This is a genomic window from Methanospirillum stamsii (assembly GCF_003173335.1).
Classification (GTDB): domain Archaea; phylum Halobacteriota; class Methanomicrobia; order Methanomicrobiales; family Methanospirillaceae; genus Methanospirillum; species Methanospirillum stamsii.
Genome location: NZ_QGMZ01000024.1, coordinates 20828 through 38955, shown reverse-complemented (window position 1 = coordinate 38955; position 18128 = coordinate 20828). Strand labels below are relative to the sequence as shown.

Sequence of the window (18128 nt, the reverse complement as noted above, 5' to 3'; positions counted from 1 at the left end):
GTTATACTACCCGCGAGGTAGTAGAAAGCTCAATCCCCTTACTCGTAATAATAAAGGGAAGCAGTCTTGATGGCGGCTGTATCCCTGTCATTTTTTTCACGTTCAGATTCCGGACGATTTCGTTTCCATGTTGATCTTCATGCAGGTGAATGACCACATCACAAAGACGAATGAGGAGGATTTCGTTATAGGGTGCATGAAGTCCTTCATACATGGTGAAAAGAGCATTATCCCGGGATGCCTGTATTCCGGCCCGGCATGATACCACCCCTGCGAGCACCGGTTCGATACCTTCCCTCATAATGAGAGAGGATAGTGAATCAACGATAATTCCGCCGTTTCCTGCATTGGCAAATATCTCCGTGGTAGTCATGCCTCGTGCATGGATCATCCCGTCAAGAAGATACCCGTCAAGCATGAAAAAACTCCTATGCTCTGGCATTATCTCCCAGAACTGACGGGCAAACTGATCAATACCTGAGGTAGCTGTGCCGATAAGAAGAACAGTACTCCCTGGAAGAAATCCGCCGTCCAGTGCCAGATCAAATCCATTAATTCCGGTCTGGTTCCTTCCGACATAGGTCCGGGAAATCACGGTGGATTTATCATCAGATTCTTCAGACATGATTACGAAAAAGCAACTGCAGAGTTCAGTTCTCTCCGGAAAGTCTCTCCTGGACAGATATTCAAATTTTGCTGCATGAGATGTAACTCAAAGGGAATTGATACAGATCTCTTCGAATGTTATGCCATTATCTATATATTGCGGTTTATGTAATTATGGTAGTAAGAGAAAGAGGGGGTGTCTCTTTTGGCCGGAGGTGACCGGATACTATGTGGGGAGAAGTACCGGTAATTACCTGACCATTTTAAATTATTATGAAACTTAAGGTGGGGAGTTTAAAAAAACCTGCGAAGGGATCAATAAAGAAAGAAGCACCTGCACCTGATACGTCACCGTCTGAATCCCCTCCAAAGGAAAAATCCCTTAAAATATCCGCGCTATCCGGTAAAAAGAAAGATTCTCCAGAAAAACCCTCCGGGCTTCGCCGTCTTGGAAAGAAAGGAACAAAGAATCAGGAGGATAAGTCCGAAGTTCCTGAAGAACAGGCGAAGAAAGGATCAATCTTTAGTACACTTGGAAAGATTGCACCGCTTGCGAAAAAACGTGAGCATTATGATCCCAAGGTTCATGGGATGATGGTGAACCTCACCTATGAACCACCACCGGGAACCGAGGAGATTGAAGTATACCCGGTAAACGCCCCTTTTGCCTATATTCGTATCACGTACAATTACTCAACACATGAATACCTCTACGAAGTTGTAGAACCAATTTACACCGAAGCAGAAAAAAAACTCCTTGATGAGTTAAAAAAAGGGATCTTTGAGCGGGTGAATGTCAACACCCGTCAGATATCACGCGAGACTGCAGCAGAAACCCTTGAATCCATGATGAATGAGGTTCTGATAGATTATGCCATTAACCTCGACCCCCTGACGTACGAAAAGATTCACTATCACCTTCGAAAAGACTTCCTTGGTGACGGGCTTGTAGATCCTATCATGCATGACAGGTACATTGAAGATATCTCCTGTGATGGTGTTGGAAGGCCTCTTTTTGTGTATCATTCCAGGTATGAGTCTATCGAATCAAGTCTGTCTTATACTGACGGTGTGGATCTTGATTCCTTTGTGACAAAACTTGCCCAGCGGGCAGGAAAGCACATCTCTGTTGCAGATCCCATGCTTGATGCGACGATGCAGGATGGGTCACGTATCCAGATGACCCTCGGGACTGAAGTTACTGCCCATGGTTCAACCTTTACCATTCGTAAATTCAAGGAAGAACCGATCACTCCGACAGACCTCATCGAATGGGGAACCTTCTCCCCTCTTTCTATTGCATTCCTCTGGCTTGCTGTGGAGAATGCAAAATCCTGTATTTTTGCCGGGGGGACTGCTTCAGGAAAGACGACTTCACTGAATGCAATATCGCTGTTTATTCCTCCTCTTGCAAAGATTGTTACCCTCGAGGACACCCGTGAACTCAAACTTCCCCATGCAAACTGGATTCCGAGTGTAACCCGTGAATCATTTGATGTAAGTGGAAAAGGGGAGATTGACATGTATGAACTCTTAAGAGCTGCGCTTCGTCAACGCCCCGAATATCTGATCGTCGGTGAAGTCCGTGGTCGAGAAGCACTTACTCTTTTTCAGGCCATGTCAACCGGTCACGTCACTTATTCAACGATGCACGCAGATTCGGTCTCTTCAGCAGTTCATCGTCTTGAAAACCCCCCTATCTCTGTGCCCAGAAACATGCTTTCTGCATTAAATCTGGTCTGTGTACAGGTTCAGGCGCGTGTCGGGGGTCAGAGGATCAGGCGAAACAAGCAGATTATTGAAGTTCTGGATATTGATCCCCGGACAAACGAACTGATAACGAATGAAGTGTTCAGGTGGCGTCAGGCTACCGATGAGATCTCGTACTCTGGAAAGTCATTCATCCTTGAAGAGATCATGGAATCGCATGGATGGGATGAGGAGCGAATCCGTCGAGATCTGCTGCAAAGGCAGGAGGTCCTTGAATGGATGCGTGAGAAGAAGATCCGGGACTTCCGTGATGTGAGCAAGATAGTAGTCTCTTATTTCAGGGATTCAGAGACGCTGATGGAACAAATCCGGTCTGGTGGCAATGAATACTTATGAACGGTTCTGTTTCTCCCTGCTTGGGAGCCGGATGTCAGCCAAACGGGAGAAATATTATGAACTTATCGAAAATATCAGGTCAGCACGGTTGGGCATCACTTTTGAAGCCTATCTAGCGACCGCCACGGTAACTTCTGTCCTTGTTGGCATCATCGGTTCAATCCTAATCGCGCTTCTGGTTTACCTGCTTGATGTTCCCGGACTGATATCATTCAGAGGAAATGTCCCGGTGGATATTGCAGCAACCATCAATCAGTTCCAGGGATATTATCTCGTGGGTGGGACTATCCTTGCCGGGATTGTATCTTTTGTGGTGCTCTACGGCATTACTTTCCTAATCTATCTCATGTATCCTTCGATTATCGCCGGAGGGAGAAGAAGAGATATTGAGTCTACGCTTCCGTATGCAATCAACTACCTCGCGGCAATGTCTACCGCGGGAATTACTCCGGCAGAGGTATTCAGACAGCTGGGGAACTCGACCATCTATGGTGAGTCATCGGTAGAAGCCAGGTACATCATTCTTGAAGTGGATATTTTCGGTCATGATCTTATCGAGTCCCTCAAGAATGTCTCCATGAGCACACCAAGTCCCCGGATGCGCGATTTTCTCCAGGGCTGCATTGGGAGTGTTGCAGCGGGAAGTAACATTTCTGAGTTTTTCCGGACCAAGGCTGAACAATATACCGGTGAAAACAGGCAGACACAAAAGCAGTTTCTGGATACCCTTGCCCTTATCGCGGAAAGTTACGTGACTGCGCTGGTTGCCGGCACCCTGTTTCTGATCCTTATCCAGTCGATAATGGCAATTTTATCCGGTGAGTCAACTCCCCTGATGCTGTATATCATCATCTACCTGATCATCCCCTTTGGAAGCATCATGTTCGTGGTGCTCATTGATTCCATGACGCCGGAGTGGTAAAGATGGGACTGTTTAATAAAAAGAAAAAGCAAGAGCCCTCCAAAGATCCGAAAAGCGATGAGATCTACTCACGGATAGATACCTACTATCATTACTCGGAAGGCGCTCTCCGGTTTGTAAAACACCCGTTCCGGACATTGTTTGAAAAGCCACTTAACATCCTCTATGTCTCCATTCCTGTAGGTCTTGTGGTGTTTGTTATTGGTCTATTCATGGCCCTGCAGGAAGGTGGCCCTGAAGCGCTGCTTACCAATTCCTTCATCGATGATGTTGCAGTTTTTACTACGGTAATTATTGTAGGCCCTCTGGCTATCACTGACCTCCTTGATGGGCGACGAATCAGTAGTATTGAGGTAGCACTTCCAAACTTTTTCCGTGACCTTGCCGGGATGCATGAGAGTGGGATGACCCTCCCGGGCGCGATTCACCTGGTATCACAGGCTGAATATGGGGCCCTTACTCCTCATATCCGGCAGCTTGACCAGCGGATATCATGGAACTTTTCCTTTATTGATGCAATTACTCATCTGGGAAAAGAGATCCCTATCCCTCTTGTAGCACGAAGTGTAGATCTTGTGGCGCGGGCAAGTAATGCCGGTGGAGATATTGTCGAAGTTCTTCGCGCTGCCGGAAAAGACTCTTCTGAATATGTGATAATGAAGACTGACCGGAAGATGAACATGTTCATCTATGTAATTATCATTCTTGCATCATTTGCAGTCTTTTTATTCGTCGTCATGATCCTGGTCTCATCATTCCTAAAAACCATGGCAGACCTGGGTGCTGAATCCGGGGCCTCCGGTCAGGCCGGGTTTAACCTGGGTGGGTTTGATCTTGCGCTTTATATCCGTGTTTTCTCTCACGCTGGGATGTTCCAGGGATTCTTCTCCGGTCTTGTTGCCGGGGTTATGGGAGAAGGAAGGGTGACTGCCGGCCTGAAATATTCTGTATTAATGCTCCTCATTGCGTGGGGAACGTTCCGGTTTATGGTATGACTAAAGGGCAGGTGAAAAAAGGAACCTGCCTCCGGGATTACAATCCCTTCTCATCATCCGGATTACTTTGAACCGGACGGTATCCTCCATCCGGGATAATGAGCTCAAAGCGTGCTCCAATACCAAAGGTTCCCTGTTCTGAAATTGTGATATCTGTAAGGCTGAGTACTTCACGTGCAAAGAAAAGCCCCCATCCGGTCCCTGATCCTACTCCCCGCTCAAATACTCTCTCTTTCATGGTGTCCTGAATGCCTTCACCATCATCCTCGTAGATGACAACCAGTTTTTTCTCCCTGATATCTGTTCGGATGGTGATATAAAAGACATTTTTTCCATGCTTGAGGCTGTTGTCAATGAGATTATAGAACACTTTCTGGAGAAGCTGGTCCGCATATACCTCATACGCTCCTCCCTGATAGGAGAATGTCAGCCCTTTCTTTTTTGTCATTGCATATGCAAGACTCCAGCAGGTCTGCAGATTCTGCCATACCGGTGCCTGAAGCCCTGCCTTCTGGTATTCCTTGGTAAATTCAATATGCTTATTAATCCGCTCCGCTGCTTCTTCTGCGGATTCTACCAGGTTCAGGACTACTTCATCGTCTGTTTTCCGGTGAACAAGCCCAAGCATTCCCCTGATTGTGGTGAGCTGGTTTACGATGTCGTGCCTGGTCATACTTCCGAGGAGGCCGAGTTTTTTATTGGAAAGCAGGAGTGCTTTTTCATTATCCTTGAATGTGGTGATGTCACTGATGACACACAGGTGACCATCCTCCTCCTTTTCAAGGGGATATGGTGCAGCAAGGACGTCTACATAGAGTTCGGTTCCGTCTTTTTTCCTTGTATGATATTCCCGGTGAACGGGCTGGTTCAGGAAGAGTTCATCTACTTCTTTGGAATCAGTCTTATCACCCATCAGAAGGGTCATGATCTCTCTCCCGTTCATCTCATAGGGGGTCATGCCAAACATGGATGCCATTTTCGGATTGGCAAACCATATCTGATGGTCGGGATTTACCAGACAGATTCCTTCTTCAGCAAGTGCTATCAGACGTGAAAGTCGTTGTTCGGTTGCATGCCGCTCTTCTACTGCCTTTTCGATATGGTCCAGCATCTGGTTAATGGACCGGCCCAGATCTCCGATTTCATCATTTCGGTCTGTCTTAATGCGGACGGATAAAAGGCCGGTCTCTCCAACCTTTGCAAGTTCTTTGTTCAATTCTCCAAGAGGGGCAATGACTATGAGGTTAATGAGAGTGATTGCAACTCCCATGAAACTCACCGCCAGAAGCAGGAGAGAGAAGAAGAGGTAGTCTCTGGTCAGAATCCCACTTTCATAGAGGTCTCTTACTTCCTCGACCCGGAGAAGCAGGAATGGTTCATCGTATACATCTTTGAGAATGGTGTCGGCCTGAATGGTGTTTTGTGATATCCGGGTTTTCGATCCGGAAAAAATTTGTAAGTTTTCATCCGGAGTAAGCATCCTTATCGTGACATTTTGAAGCAGGTTATCAGATATGGCAGTAACACATTCCTGATCGATGGGACTCATCAGGATTAATGAACCCCGTGGTGGATCATTATGGTCCATGGGAAGAACCGGATTTTGCGCAAACATATACGGGGTATTATGCCACCGGATCAAACCCGCCTGCTTCTGAGTCAAAGTTTGATTTGTAATTGGTAACATCTGTATGAATTCAGGTGGTACGTCATGCAATGTTCGATTCGAATCAATTCCTTTCGCTAAAATTGTATCCCCTTTTGAATCAAGGATTATCAGATATTGTAAATTTTGTGCAGAAAACGTCGAAGATGCAAAATTATCCGGGAAAAAATTCGGATCACGTGAGAGAGAAAAATCATACATCAGGTCCCACTCAGCCCAGTCAATTGCAATTTGCTCAAGGCTGCTGATATCCTCCCTGATCATGTGTTCAGCCCTGAATAGTTCCCGCTCTATCTGCTGTTCCTCCAGGGATGAAAATGAGTTCATGATGTTATACTGGAACGAGATGAGAAGGATAATCAAAATGGCAATGAACATGCAGCCGATAATGAGTATCATCTTTGGGTATAGTCGCATGATTACCTGCCCGGCCATATCCGGAGAGACAGGATCTGGATATCAGTAAAGTCTCCGGTAATGGCCTGTCTGTTTTGTGTAAAGAGGCATCTCACACCTGAATGAGAAGCTGGTGCCCATGGTACACTATAGGTGTATCGAGTGGGATAAGAGAAAAAGGCTTGTCCCTGAGGACATTTACGATAAGGTGACGGTGTGGTTCTGTTCTGGTTCCTCTAATTTGAAATCAAAAGATGTAACGATCCCGGATTCATTGTGAATGACACCGGTATAGGATCCATACAGGAGCTGAAAAGAAGTCTGACCCTGAAGAGAGGTGACATCATTGCCGACAATTTTTCCCCCGCTTTTTACCGTTACCCGAAGACCTGCAGCAGGAAGTCCCTCTTTTTCAATTCCTATGGTGATGTTTCCGATTCCTTTTCTCCGGGATGAGATCTCCGGAATGGGGTTGGAAGCCGGCACCCTGAGATGGCTCTTATCATATATCCGACATCCGGTGACAAACCTGCTTGCTATCTCCGGTTCTGTCGGGTAAAAGGTAAAGGTCTGACTGTTTTTCAGGAACAGGACACTCCGGTCTCCATAGAGAACTCCTGACCGGTCGATGTAAATTCCGCCTTCGGCTTCACCTTTAAGAAATACCAGGAATGCACGGAATCCCTCTGCTCCGGTGGTTGATGCGATACCGAAGGTCTTTTGGAATTTCATCTCTTTTAACAGGTCCGGCAGTTGCCAGCTCCCGAGAGGGGATGTATTCTCAATGATGAAATTGAGCGGGACATTCTCGTCAAAATCACCGATATGTTGGGGAAGGTCTGTGCTCGCCTGCTGGTATTTTAATTCTGATTCCTGCAGGACTTCCCGTGCCACCTCTGCCTGACTGGTGTCTTCTCCGGTAACTTTTGCCGTGACAATGTTTCCGTCTGTCCCGAATATTCCCTCGATATGCCAGAGTATCTGGGCCTGTTTTCCGTTCGGGTAGGTAACAAGCGTTTCAACATCAGCAACCGCGTTTTCAGGACTTAATAACCGGACGGTTTCGAGAAGCCCGGAGCGATCCTCATCGCTGAGATCATGAAAGATTTTTTTCCCGATGAGGTCTGTTGCCGGCATGGCATACAGTGCTCCGTATGCATCATTTGCCCTGATTATGGTAAGGTCCGGAAGGAGGTCGACAAAAATTTCAGTCTGCACAGTAAGTACTGAATGATAGAGTTGTTCGCGTGCGGTCAGTTCCTTTTTTGCATGATGCCCTTCATGTGCCTGTAATATTCGCTGCTCCAGTTCACTGAACTGAACGACGGGATCACTCCCCTTCCTGATATAATAATCTGCGCCATTGTTAAGAGCCGATATGACGATATCTTCCTTTCCTTTTCCGGTAAATAGGATAAAGGGGGTACCTTCATAATTTGCCCGCACATATCTCAGGAGTTCAATTCCGTCCATATCCTGCATGAGATAGTCTGAAACGATGACATCAAACTGTCCGGTCCGTAAGGCATCAATGGCTTCTTTTCCGGATGCAACTCCGGTAATGGAGATTTTATTAGATGCGCCCAGGTACTCCTGGGCAAGCATGAGATGGGGAAGTTCATCATCGACGTAAAGGACTGAAACGGGCATTAATGGGTTAGTGTATGTTTATTTCGTATTAATATTATTGTTAGACTGTCCAATTACTCGCATGCTTCCAGATAAACCCGGTGTGATGTATCACGTTGTAGAGGAAATTGATTGGTTGTCCAATAATCTATTGCCTGTTAGTAGAATTCACGGAAAAAGTACCTGACTATAATCGGATTATAAACGGCTGCTTTTGATGGTATTGCTCTAAATAATGGTAAAATCTCGTAAATTTTAAAATGCTCAAATTTATCGTCCTGAATTAGTCGCCCTCTCAAGGGGTTTATATGCCCGGATCCTCCAGTGAGGCATAGTCTGGTATGGCTAAAAAAAACATGAGATTTTAAGTGCCTTATTAAAACGTAGAATTTAGTTCTTCTTCAAATCAGGGGCCGATTTATCCGGTTTTTTCGAGGGTAGTTCCTGGCTATTATAAAAAGGATATTTCAGGGATATTTCCGAAAATAATGCAAGATCCATATGGGGGATCTCTCTCTGGTAATCTTACTAATACTAAATCCACCCTATAGTCCCAAATTGATAGTATGCTCAAAATACTCGTAAAAAGAGCTTCTAATGAAGATGTTCAGATATCTGTGCTTTTCACGTGTTAGGATTTCAATCGGTGAACATATACTTTTACGAATTCATAACATCTGTATCGCATGGTTCTGAAAAAAATCCCTTATGGTATCAGTAATTTCCGGACTATTATGGAAGAGGGATATATATATGTAGATAAAACCCGGTTTATCCGGATCCTTGAAGATAACCCGGCCCCCTATATTTTTTTCCTGCGTCCAAGAAGGTTTGGGAAAAGTCTCTTTGTATCCCTGTTACAGTATTATTACGATATCAATGAAAGAGATAATTTTTCCAGACTCTTTTCTGATACTGATATAGGTAATAATCCTACTCCGAAGCATAACTCATATTTTATTCTTTATTTTAATTTCTCTGCTTTGACAACGACATCCGGAGATTCACTCATAACAAGCGTGAAATTAAGGACTGAACAGTCTCTTGTTGAATTTAAAAGACAATATGATCTTACGATTCCTCTGGATACCTCAGGGTCTTCCGCGGATATGCTAACCAGTTTTTTTTCAGGACTTCCGTCTGAAATGAAAGGGAGAGTCTATGTACTCATCGATGAGTATGATCATTTTGCAAATGAACTATTAAGTTTCAACTTTGATCTCTTTCAGGAAACAATCAGCCGGCAGGGTTTTATCCGGAAATGGTATGAAGCATTAAAAATTGGAACACAATCTTTTGTGGGCAGAATATTTGCTACAGGGGTTTCTCCGGTCACTCTTGATAGTCTTACTTCCGGATTTAACATTGCTGATAACATTACCCGCCTTCCTGCCTGTAACGAGATGATGGGTTTTACTGAACCGGAGGTAAAAGAATTAGTTTTAGAGACCCTGCCCCATAATATTTATTCTCCGGAACTGGTACTGACCTTGCGGGATTATTATAATGGATACCTCTTCTCTGAAGATGCTGAAACACGCCTCTTTAACAGCGATATGATCCTCTATTATCTCAAGAGTTATTTATCAAGGCAAAAACCGCCGGAGAAACTTCTTGATATGAATATTGCAAGTGATTATGGAAAGATTGGCCGGCTGATGCAGATAAAATCACCTGAACAGAATATCTCCGTGTTACAAGAAGTTCTCTCATCCGGACAGGTTACATCACGGCTTACTGATCAGTTTTCAATGGAGAAGAAATTTTCAGAAGATGATTTTAAGTCGCTTCTTTTTTACCTAGGGCTGCTTACAATTCGGGATAATATGCCTGGAAGGGTCGGCCTTCAGATTCCAAATTACGTTATTCATGGGATATATGCAGATTTTTTCCTTGATCTCATCACTCGAAGAGCAGATTATCACGTGGATACCGAATCAGTATCACTTGCAATAGAGCAGGTTGCACGGGAAGGCAGATGTGAGAAACTGGTTTTGCTCATCGAGGAACTGCTTCATGCCTTTTCGAATCGTGATTACATTGGATTTGATGAGAAATATGTCAAAATTGTAATCTTCACCTATGCAACCATGAGTAATCTCTATCTGGTAAAATCAGAGTATGAAGTATCTGACGGATATATTGATCTCGTTTTTCTTGCACGCGAACCGTGGAAACCGGATTATAATGCAATTTTTGAACTGAAGTATCTGAAGATGAAGGATGCAACAAAAGAGAGAATCGGAGAGGTTATGGAAGATGGTATCCGGCAACTGATGCAGTATTCATTGTCACCTGAACTCTCATCGATTGATAATCTGAAGAAATGGGTGCTGGTATTTTCAGGGGATAAGTGCGTTGCGGTAAGGGATGTATGAGTTTTTCTATTGACCGAATGGAAAATCTGCAAATTTCCGGCGATATCTAAATTGAGGTTATGGAGAGATGATCTCTGATGTTACTTTCAGGTAAGTTACTCCAAAGTATCATACTCTGAAGTAACATATTAATCCTCCATCAAATCCTATTAGATGTTATGTTTCTCAACCGGACTGATGAACTTGCATCTCTTCAGAAGCGGTTAGATAATAATGATGCAGAGTTTATCATTTTGTATGGAAGGAGGCGTGTTGGTAAGTCTGAATTAATTGATCTGTTTATTTAAAAGAAGAGTCCGGATTTACTTCTGATGAGGTCCATATCTGGGATATAGCCAAAATGCAAAATATGTATCAAAAATTCGGTTAATTTCACTATATTTTCCGAATTATCGGGTTATTATTTGATGTATGGAATATAAACCTGAAAAGGGATGGTTATTTTTCCAATCCGCTCATCACCATCTCTTCTGGTACTACTATCTCTTCACCGGTTTCAATTATCCTGTATGGTCCGGTTGATTGAACCGGATAGGATGATCCTGAAGTGGAATATGGAAGGGTAAATGTGCCATTGTGTGATTTTTGTCGATAGGTAAATACTCTGTCCCGGTTAGTTGTGAGTTGTAATTCAATTGTTCCTTCTCCCGAAATTATTGCACCTGGAACCCTTTCATATATCTTCACTTTCCGGATGTCATGTTCATCAGTGGTTGAAAGAGAGGTATTCGACTCCCAGATAAGCCGGTAGTGCTGGAGAGCATCAAGATCTTTTATCGGCCTTATGATTGATTCAGATATTTCCGGATCCGGGCCACCGGGGAAGATTACTATCATGTCTGTTCCTGGTACCGGAGTTCCTTCTTCCTCATATTTTGCCTCCTCTCCGGTTACTGCTGACCCATCAAAAACATGCAGTCTTGTTACCATGCTTTCGTAAAAAGCCTGGCGATACCCGATGGAACTTACAGGTTTTCCGGTGACCGGATCGGTGGTAGAAATAAGGCCCATGTACTGACTTTGTGTGAGATCTTTTGATTTTACCTTCATCATCATCTGCATGGTATCAAAGAGCATGTCGGCGTCTGTGATGATGTACCGGATATTATTCGTTGTAGCAATTGTATCGGCACCTGATTCTTTTTTATCCATAAAGAATTGTGCACCCATGTCAAGGTTTGCCTGGAAGGGATTTGTGACCGCCATTCGGTGAGCAATAGTAGTAATCCAGTGGCCATAGTCCCACCATGAGAGAACACCGTATGATGAATCCGGATAAGTAAAAGTATCTGACTGGTATGTCTGGTAGTAATTCACACCCGGATCAGGGGTTGCAGTCTTCATCCAGAGTAATCCTTCTACCCAGTCTTCTGATGCAACATATGGCTGATAGTTATAATCCGCTGTTGCAACCATGCCTCCGATACAAAGAGAAAGTAAACAGGTCCCGATTAGGAGGACCATTGCAATAAGGGATGTTGGTCTTTCTCTCCAGTTTTTATCCTGAACACTTTTTTCTTCAGTAAGGCTTTCAGTGGTAATATCCACGATTTTTCTCTCATAATGAAACAGCCAGTCAAGGAAATAAGCCGTTGTCAGTGCCAAAGGAACTGCGAAAAGAATCTCATACCTGGTGTTGGTGATGGTTAATAATCCGGTGACTCCGGTCCAGAGGATGAGATAGATTGCAATACTGTCCTGTTTGCGAATCCCAGAAATTAGCAGGAGGAGCAGTCCGGGAATAAGCATGAGGAGCATGAGGTGGTAATTAAAAAATGCTACATCCAGACTTAGCGGAAAGTATTCTGCAATGCCGTAATTGGTTGGAACAGAATTCAAAGCACCCATTATGCTATTGAGAAGATCATTAGCATAACCGGGGAGGAGGAGAAAAGCCAGGATTATTACAGTTAGTACTGACAGGAGAGTTACAGGGAGTATCCGGTTATGCTTTACCTGGTATTTCTTCATCAAAAACTGAAGACCCAGAAACAGGAATCCGGCGATTGCCGGAATGAAGAGGACTGATGCAAGAGAAACCGGGTTAAAGATGAATGGGGCCTGTACTGCCGGGTCTGGGGTATAGAATATCTGGGTGATTACCGCTCCGATACATGATGAAACTCCTATCAAAATGCTGAATGGCAGGAGGTTTTTCCCTTGATTTATGAGTTGATATGCGGCAAAGAGAACAAAAATTGTGGTGATACCGGCGATAAGGATCATGGTCGGTGCATTAATCATACCGAGGCCCAGCATCAGTCCGGTTATTCCTCCTCCGAGGACTGCCGGTTTTATCCGTGGGGTGTCGTTGTTACCATAAATACGGTTGAAAAAGAGTACAAGGGCCAGTGAATATGCCAACATGAAAAAAGATTCGAAGATATGATGGTCCACGTATCCATACATGGACCGAATCAGGTAACTTCCCGGCATGACAGCCATAAGAAATGCTGCCGCAATTCCACACATTTCTCCTTTGATCTCTTTTCCAAACCAATATGCAAGGGGAATGGTAAGCATTGCAGTAAGTACCGGTATCCATGAGACGAAAAGGATCATTGCAGATTCATTTCCGGATCCCGGGATTTGGGCAAGTAATCCGCATAAAAGGGGGAGGAAAGGCCCCCAATATATTATTGTACCATCCGGGAAACCAGTGAAAGGATCAAACCATGTATAGGAGGGGAATGAATGAGCAGCAAGTTCTGTCTGCCGGATAATATACCAGGGATCAGGTGTTAGGACCTGGGGAAATACTCCGGATGTAAGAAGAGTGTATGTCTGTGAATGAAGGATTAGGGTGATTATCATTGAGAATAGGAGCAGGAGGAAAAGAATGAGTGAATTATGTTTTATATTCATTACAATACCTGGATTAGAAATCGACTTTCACAGATTAATATTTCTGGATAGATTCTGATTAACCGTTTAATTATTTCCGGGAACATACCGGAGAGGAAGAGGGGGTGTGGGTTTTATTGACTATTGGTTATATAAGTTTGCGCGTGAATGTATCCGGATGGATATACAGAGATGGAATTTGGGATGGGCCAGAATGTCTGTTTCATAGATTATTTTATTGAATTTCTGATTTAGTAAAAATGGGGGTCTTATGTATCGGGATAGAAAAATCGGGGTGGTCATTCCTGCATATAAGGAAGAACTTCTTATTGTGCCCACGTTGGAGTCAGTTCCGGATTTTGTTGATCGGATATATGCGGTTGATGATGCATCACCAGATAAAACCGGCCGACTGATTGATGATTATTCAGCTAAAGACAGGCGGATTGTACCTATTCATCATGTAAAGAATACCGGTGTTGGCGGGGCTATCATCTCCGGTTATAAACAGGCACTTTCAGACCGGATGGATATTGTCTCCGTTATGGCCGGAGATAACCAGATGGATCCTGCTTTTCTTCCGGAACTTCTTGATCCGGTTGTTGAGGGTTCAGTAGATTATTCGGTTGGGAATCGTCTGATTAATGAGAAGTTCAGGCAGGGCATGTCAAAGTGGCGTTTTGTCGGGAATTCTGTTCTGACTTTGCTTACGAAAATTGCATCCGGGTACTGGCAGCTTATGGATCCCCAGAACGGGTATACAGCGATTTCAAAACGTGCCCTTGAAACAATTTCTCTTGATGAGATTTATCCCCGGTATGGGTATTGTAATGATCTTCTGGTCTGGCTCAATACCTTTGGATTCCGGGTAAGAAATGTTCCTCATCCGGCCAGGTACGGACTTGAAAGGTCAGGCATTAAGTATTCTACGTATATTGTCCGGTTGTCCTGGTTATTGCTGAATGCGTTTATCTGGCGTATGAAGATGAAATATATAATTTTATCGTTCCATCCACTGGTGTTTTTTTATATTTCCGGAGTGTTCTTTACGTTTGTTTCGATTTTGTTTGGATTATATGCTCTTTGGTTTAAATTCATTATGAACAATTCGATATTTGTTCCGGCTGTGGTTTCTGTGATATTATTTGCCCTTGGTGTGCAGTTTATGCTGTTTGCGATGCTTTTTGACATGCAGGAGGAGAATAAGGGGGCATGGTACGGTTAAAATATAGTATTCTTGAATTTATTTCCACGAGAGTCTAATGAGTTGATTTTTCATAAAAAAATTTACTCCATTTGAATGATCAAACACAATTCCGGATATTAATTTTGACCTGAGTTAAGGAGATAGGGTACACTACTAACGGCGCTCATTTTTTGAAGTGCCCAATTTGACTTTATTTTTTAAAAATACTTTCTTCAGCGTGGAAAGATATCTATAGTTGTAGTGTTAAATATACACTACTATGACCTGGATTAGACGTATGGAAAAAGGGAACAAAGTATACCTGTGTGAATACCGGAGCGTAAGAGAGGGGAAGAAAGTTCGTAGTGAATTCGTCAGGTATCTGGGTGTTGAGAGTGATCAGGAAAAAGTTCCTTTACCCAAAAAAACTGTGATGGCTTGGAAACCTCCCGATCGCTCAGTTCGAGCAGGAGATGTAACCGTCTTGTGGTCAATTGCAAGCCAGATGCATATGGTCGATACTATTGATCGAATTTGTGGTCTTAAAGGAAGGAGAAAAGCGAACAGCCCTGGAAAATTACTTACGCTCTGGGCGATTAACCGGGTTCTGGACCCGGAAAGTGCGACCCAACTTGAAGAGTGGATCGATGGAACATCTCTCCCGGAAATTTCACAATTATCTTCGAAAGGAGTCGACAGAGATGCTTTTTTTGCAGCTCTTGACTGTATTTGTTACCAAGATCCAGAATCCGGCAGAATAGTGGATAAAACTAAAGCGATTGATGAATCGCTCTATGCAATTTGGCGTAATCAAAACCCGATACCAAAAGATGAAAGCGAATTTCTGGCCTATGATATGACCTCCATGATTACATATGGGAGTACTTGCCCACTAGCTGAAAAAGGGCATAATGCTGAGAATTGGCGACAACAGCAGTTTAATCTCTCCCTTTTAGTCTCGAAATATGATAACCAGCCCTTAGCCCATATGATACATCCTGGAAACCATACGTCAATGACGACAATGCAGCATGTTATTCCTCGTTTATCTGATTTTTCTATTCAGAATGGTACAATTATCTGGGACCGGGGGAACACCTCTAACAAAACAGTAAATACTCTTGAAAATATGGGTTGGAAGATAATTTGTGGAGTTCCAAAAATATCTGATGAGGCAAAAAAGATCATAGCATCTACGGAAATTCCAGAAAATCCTGATTTTCTGGTCCCATCCAAGAATACTGGGGAATTGTATGCATGTAAAATTAAAGCTGAATTATATGGACAAATGCGAGAGACTGTCGTATACAGGAATGTGACAAAAGCAACTAAATCTCTTATCCGAAGAAATAAAGCAATTTTTGAGATATCTCAAGAATTAACTCATTTAAAATCGGAATTAAATTTCAATTCCCAACAAAATTTAAAATTAGCAGTGAAAGGAATCCTAAATGGGTGGAAACGGTTTTTTATTATCGAATACCCGGAAGATGAGAGAATTGTGGACTTCACATGGTCAGTCAATGAAAAAAAGATAGAGGAAGCAAAATCCATGGATGGGAAGTTTTTGTTATATTCATCTGATTCTACCTATTCATCTCAAGAAGTTGTCAGGATGTATCTTGAAAAAGATTTCATTGAGAAGGCATTCCGGACGATTAAAACTGATGAAGATCTTAAACCGATTCGCCACAGATTAGAATCAAGAGTAAAGGCCATAATTTTTGTTTGTACTCTTGCATATCGATTGCTTTCCGCTCTTCGCTGGATGATTAATTTATCTAACTCTAAAGATGTGTCACTCTCCGAGTCTGTATTTCTCAAGAAATTAGCGAGAGTAGAGAAATTAGAGGTTAATCTAGGTAAAGAGATTGAGGTCTTCTTTGTGAATGTGACAAATGATCTGAAGAAGCAAGTTGCAGCACTGGGTATGGCTGACCTGTTCGCCGGTCGCCTGTTTTCAGTAGAGTAGTGTACAAAACTCCGTAGTTCAGGTTAAAAAACAAATGCAGGAGAAGGATCTTGTCAAAAGATACTCAATTACTAGTTTATTGGATAAGTTGGATGTCATTGAATGTTTCGAACAGCCTGGAAAAGTTCTGCGAGTGGGAGAGATGATAGAAAAGCAAGAGCAATTGTATTACGATCTTGGAGTTGCTCCACCTACATCGTTATGAATGGGCGGGAATATAGGTTTAAAAAAACATCATGGTTGCCAGAATTGGAAATTGATTATCCATTGGTTCGAAATACCATGCCTGAACTTGGATCAACATGCTGAATAGTTACGAACAAACTTTCTTAATGTAAGTAGAATCAAATATCATTTGTGAAATCAACATTTCGAAATATTATAAAAAAAATAATTATTAATTCTGATATAGCATCTTCCCCTCGTGGAGCAATCATAGAGATTACTACTCGGTGTAATCTGAATTGCAGAATGTGCCCTAGGACTCTTTTACCTGGGATTAAAGATGAAGAAATGTCATATGATAACTTTAAAAAAATCTGTGAAAAATTACCAAACCTCAAATCTGTAGCCCTTCTTGGGAGGGGTGAAGCATTGTTACATCATGAGATCGATCAAATTCTTGCTTATCTCAATCATCGTAGATGTGCTATTGAAGTTACTACAAATGGGACTCTATTAAATCAACAATATATTCATTCAAAAAAGTTGGCAACGATCACTCAGTTAAATATTTCCTTGGATAGCACAGATCCTGATATTTTTTTTAATATTCGTGGAATACCCCTTGAAAAGATAACGAATTCTTTTGATTCTTTGAGATCACTTTTTCCAAAAACCTGGATTCGTCTCCAATCTCTGATTTTTCCTGAAACAATCTCCCAATTAGGCACTTTTATTAAATATGCAATAGAAAATCGATTCAATGAAGTGAACTTTTTATTGCCAATTCAATTCAATGCGGAGGAGCATACAATGACAATTTTTGAGAATAAATCAATAATTAGTGAAATTCATCAATTGAAACGATATGCATTAAATAATGGTGTAATTATAAGAGCAACGATTGCCGAAAACCATCCTCGCATGTGCTTTTCTCCATGGAATACACTAAGAGTTGCATTAAACGGTGATATTTATCCCTGTTGTTACATTTATAATAGTCCTGGTTCATATTGGTCTGAACATTATGCCGGAGAAGAAGTTGTGGTTGACCAGAATAAATATAAAATGGGAAATTTGTTGAGCCAGGATTTATCAGATTTTTGGAATGAAAAACCCTATAGATCATTACGAAAAGTAGTTAGATCTACAGCGACGAATAAAATTCTGAGTGAAGAGGAGTTACAATCAGTACGGGTATCTGGCAGATCATGTGGACGGTTTGGTTATTGTAAAGGATGCTTGTTTCGAAATAATTAAGCGTGT

12 protein-coding genes and 1 pseudogene are annotated in these 18128 nt (G+C 42.7%); 9 read left to right on the top strand and 4 right to left on the bottom strand.

Annotated features, from left to right (window positions below):
- Position 1: 1 nt before the first annotated feature.
- Positions 2-625 carry an RAD55 family ATPase gene (locus DLD82_RS11720; RefSeq protein WP_109941313.1) on the bottom strand — a complete coding sequence of 208 codons (624 nt, stop codon included), beginning with the start codon at positions 623-625 and terminating at the stop codon, positions 2-4.
- Positions 626-879: 254 nt separating this feature from the next.
- On the opposite strand from DLD82_RS11720, the gene DLD82_RS11715 reads away from it, so the two are divergent.
- From DLD82_RS11715 to DLD82_RS11705, 3 genes are read left to right on the top strand one after another with little or no spacing between them, the layout of a single operon-like run.
- The gene (locus DLD82_RS11715) at positions 880-2712 is read left to right on the top strand and encodes a type II/IV secretion system ATPase subunit (protein ID WP_109941312.1); all 1833 of its coding nucleotides are present in this window, start codon (positions 880-882) and stop codon (positions 2710-2712) included.
- Complete coding sequence (locus tag DLD82_RS11710) at positions 2699-3634, top strand: type II secretion system F family protein (protein WP_109941311.1); 936 nt, start codon at positions 2699-2701, stop codon at positions 3632-3634. Before DLD82_RS11715 ends, DLD82_RS11710 begins: the two co-directional genes overlap by 14 nt.
- 2 nt (positions 3635-3636) lie before the next feature.
- Positions 3637-4629: a type II secretion system F family protein gene (locus DLD82_RS11705; RefSeq protein WP_109941310.1), complete on the top strand. Its 993-nt coding sequence runs from the start codon at positions 3637-3639 to the stop codon at positions 4627-4629.
- Positions 4630-4666: 37 nt separating this feature from the next.
- Here the strand turns inward: DLD82_RS11705 and DLD82_RS11700 are convergent, their stop codons facing one another.
- Together DLD82_RS11700 and DLD82_RS11695 are read right to left on the bottom strand one after the other, a co-directional pair.
- Complete coding sequence (locus tag DLD82_RS11700) at positions 4667-6730, bottom strand: CHASE4 domain-containing protein (protein ID WP_109941309.1); 2064 nt, start codon at positions 6728-6730, stop codon at positions 4667-4669.
- A gap of 159 nt (positions 6731-6889) precedes the next feature.
- Positions 6890-8341 carry a response regulator gene (locus DLD82_RS11695; RefSeq protein ID WP_109941308.1) on the bottom strand — a complete coding sequence of 484 codons (1452 nt, stop codon included), beginning with the start codon at positions 8339-8341 and terminating at the stop codon, positions 6890-6892.
- A gap of 665 nt (positions 8342-9006) precedes the next feature.
- Between DLD82_RS11695 and DLD82_RS11690 the strand changes: the two genes are divergently transcribed.
- Positions 9007-10698, top strand: a complete 1692-nt coding sequence (locus DLD82_RS11690; protein WP_109941307.1) for an ATP-binding protein — start codon at positions 9007-9009, stop codon at positions 10696-10698.
- Between the two features lie 158 nt (positions 10699-10856).
- A complete protein-coding gene (locus DLD82_RS11685) occupies positions 10857-10985 on the top strand; it encodes an ATP-binding protein (RefSeq protein ID WP_109941306.1) in 129 nt (42 codons plus the stop codon).
- Positions 10986-11136: 151 nt separating this feature from the next.
- On the opposite strand, the gene DLD82_RS11680 is transcribed toward DLD82_RS11685, so the two are convergent.
- Complete coding sequence (locus tag DLD82_RS11680; RefSeq protein WP_109941305.1) at positions 11137-13563, bottom strand: oligosaccharyl transferase, archaeosortase A system-associated; 2427 nt, start codon at positions 13561-13563, stop codon at positions 11137-11139.
- A 250-nt stretch (positions 13564-13813) separates the two neighbouring features.
- On the opposite strand from DLD82_RS11680, the gene DLD82_RS11675 reads away from it, so the two are divergent.
- The 4 genes and pseudogenes from DLD82_RS11675 to DLD82_RS11660 all read left to right on the top strand — a co-directional run bounded on the left by DLD82_RS11675 (position 13814) and on the right by DLD82_RS11660 (position 18122).
- A complete protein-coding gene (locus DLD82_RS11675; RefSeq protein ID WP_109941304.1) occupies positions 13814-14767 on the top strand; it encodes a glycosyltransferase family 2 protein in 954 nt (317 codons plus the stop codon).
- 241 nt (positions 14768-15008) lie between these two features.
- A complete protein-coding gene (locus DLD82_RS11670) occupies positions 15009-16700 on the top strand; it encodes an IS1634 family transposase (RefSeq protein ID WP_109941303.1) in 1692 nt (563 codons plus the stop codon).
- A gap of 22 nt (positions 16701-16722) precedes the next feature.
- A pseudogene (locus DLD82_RS19670) lies at positions 16723-16905 on the top strand (IS1634 family transposase); the annotation flags it as partial.
- A 152-nt stretch (positions 16906-17057) separates the two neighbouring features.
- Complete coding sequence (locus tag DLD82_RS11660) at positions 17058-18122, top strand: radical SAM protein (RefSeq protein ID WP_181391405.1); 1065 nt, start codon at positions 17058-17060, stop codon at positions 18120-18122.
- Positions 18123-18128 lie beyond the last annotated feature (6 nt).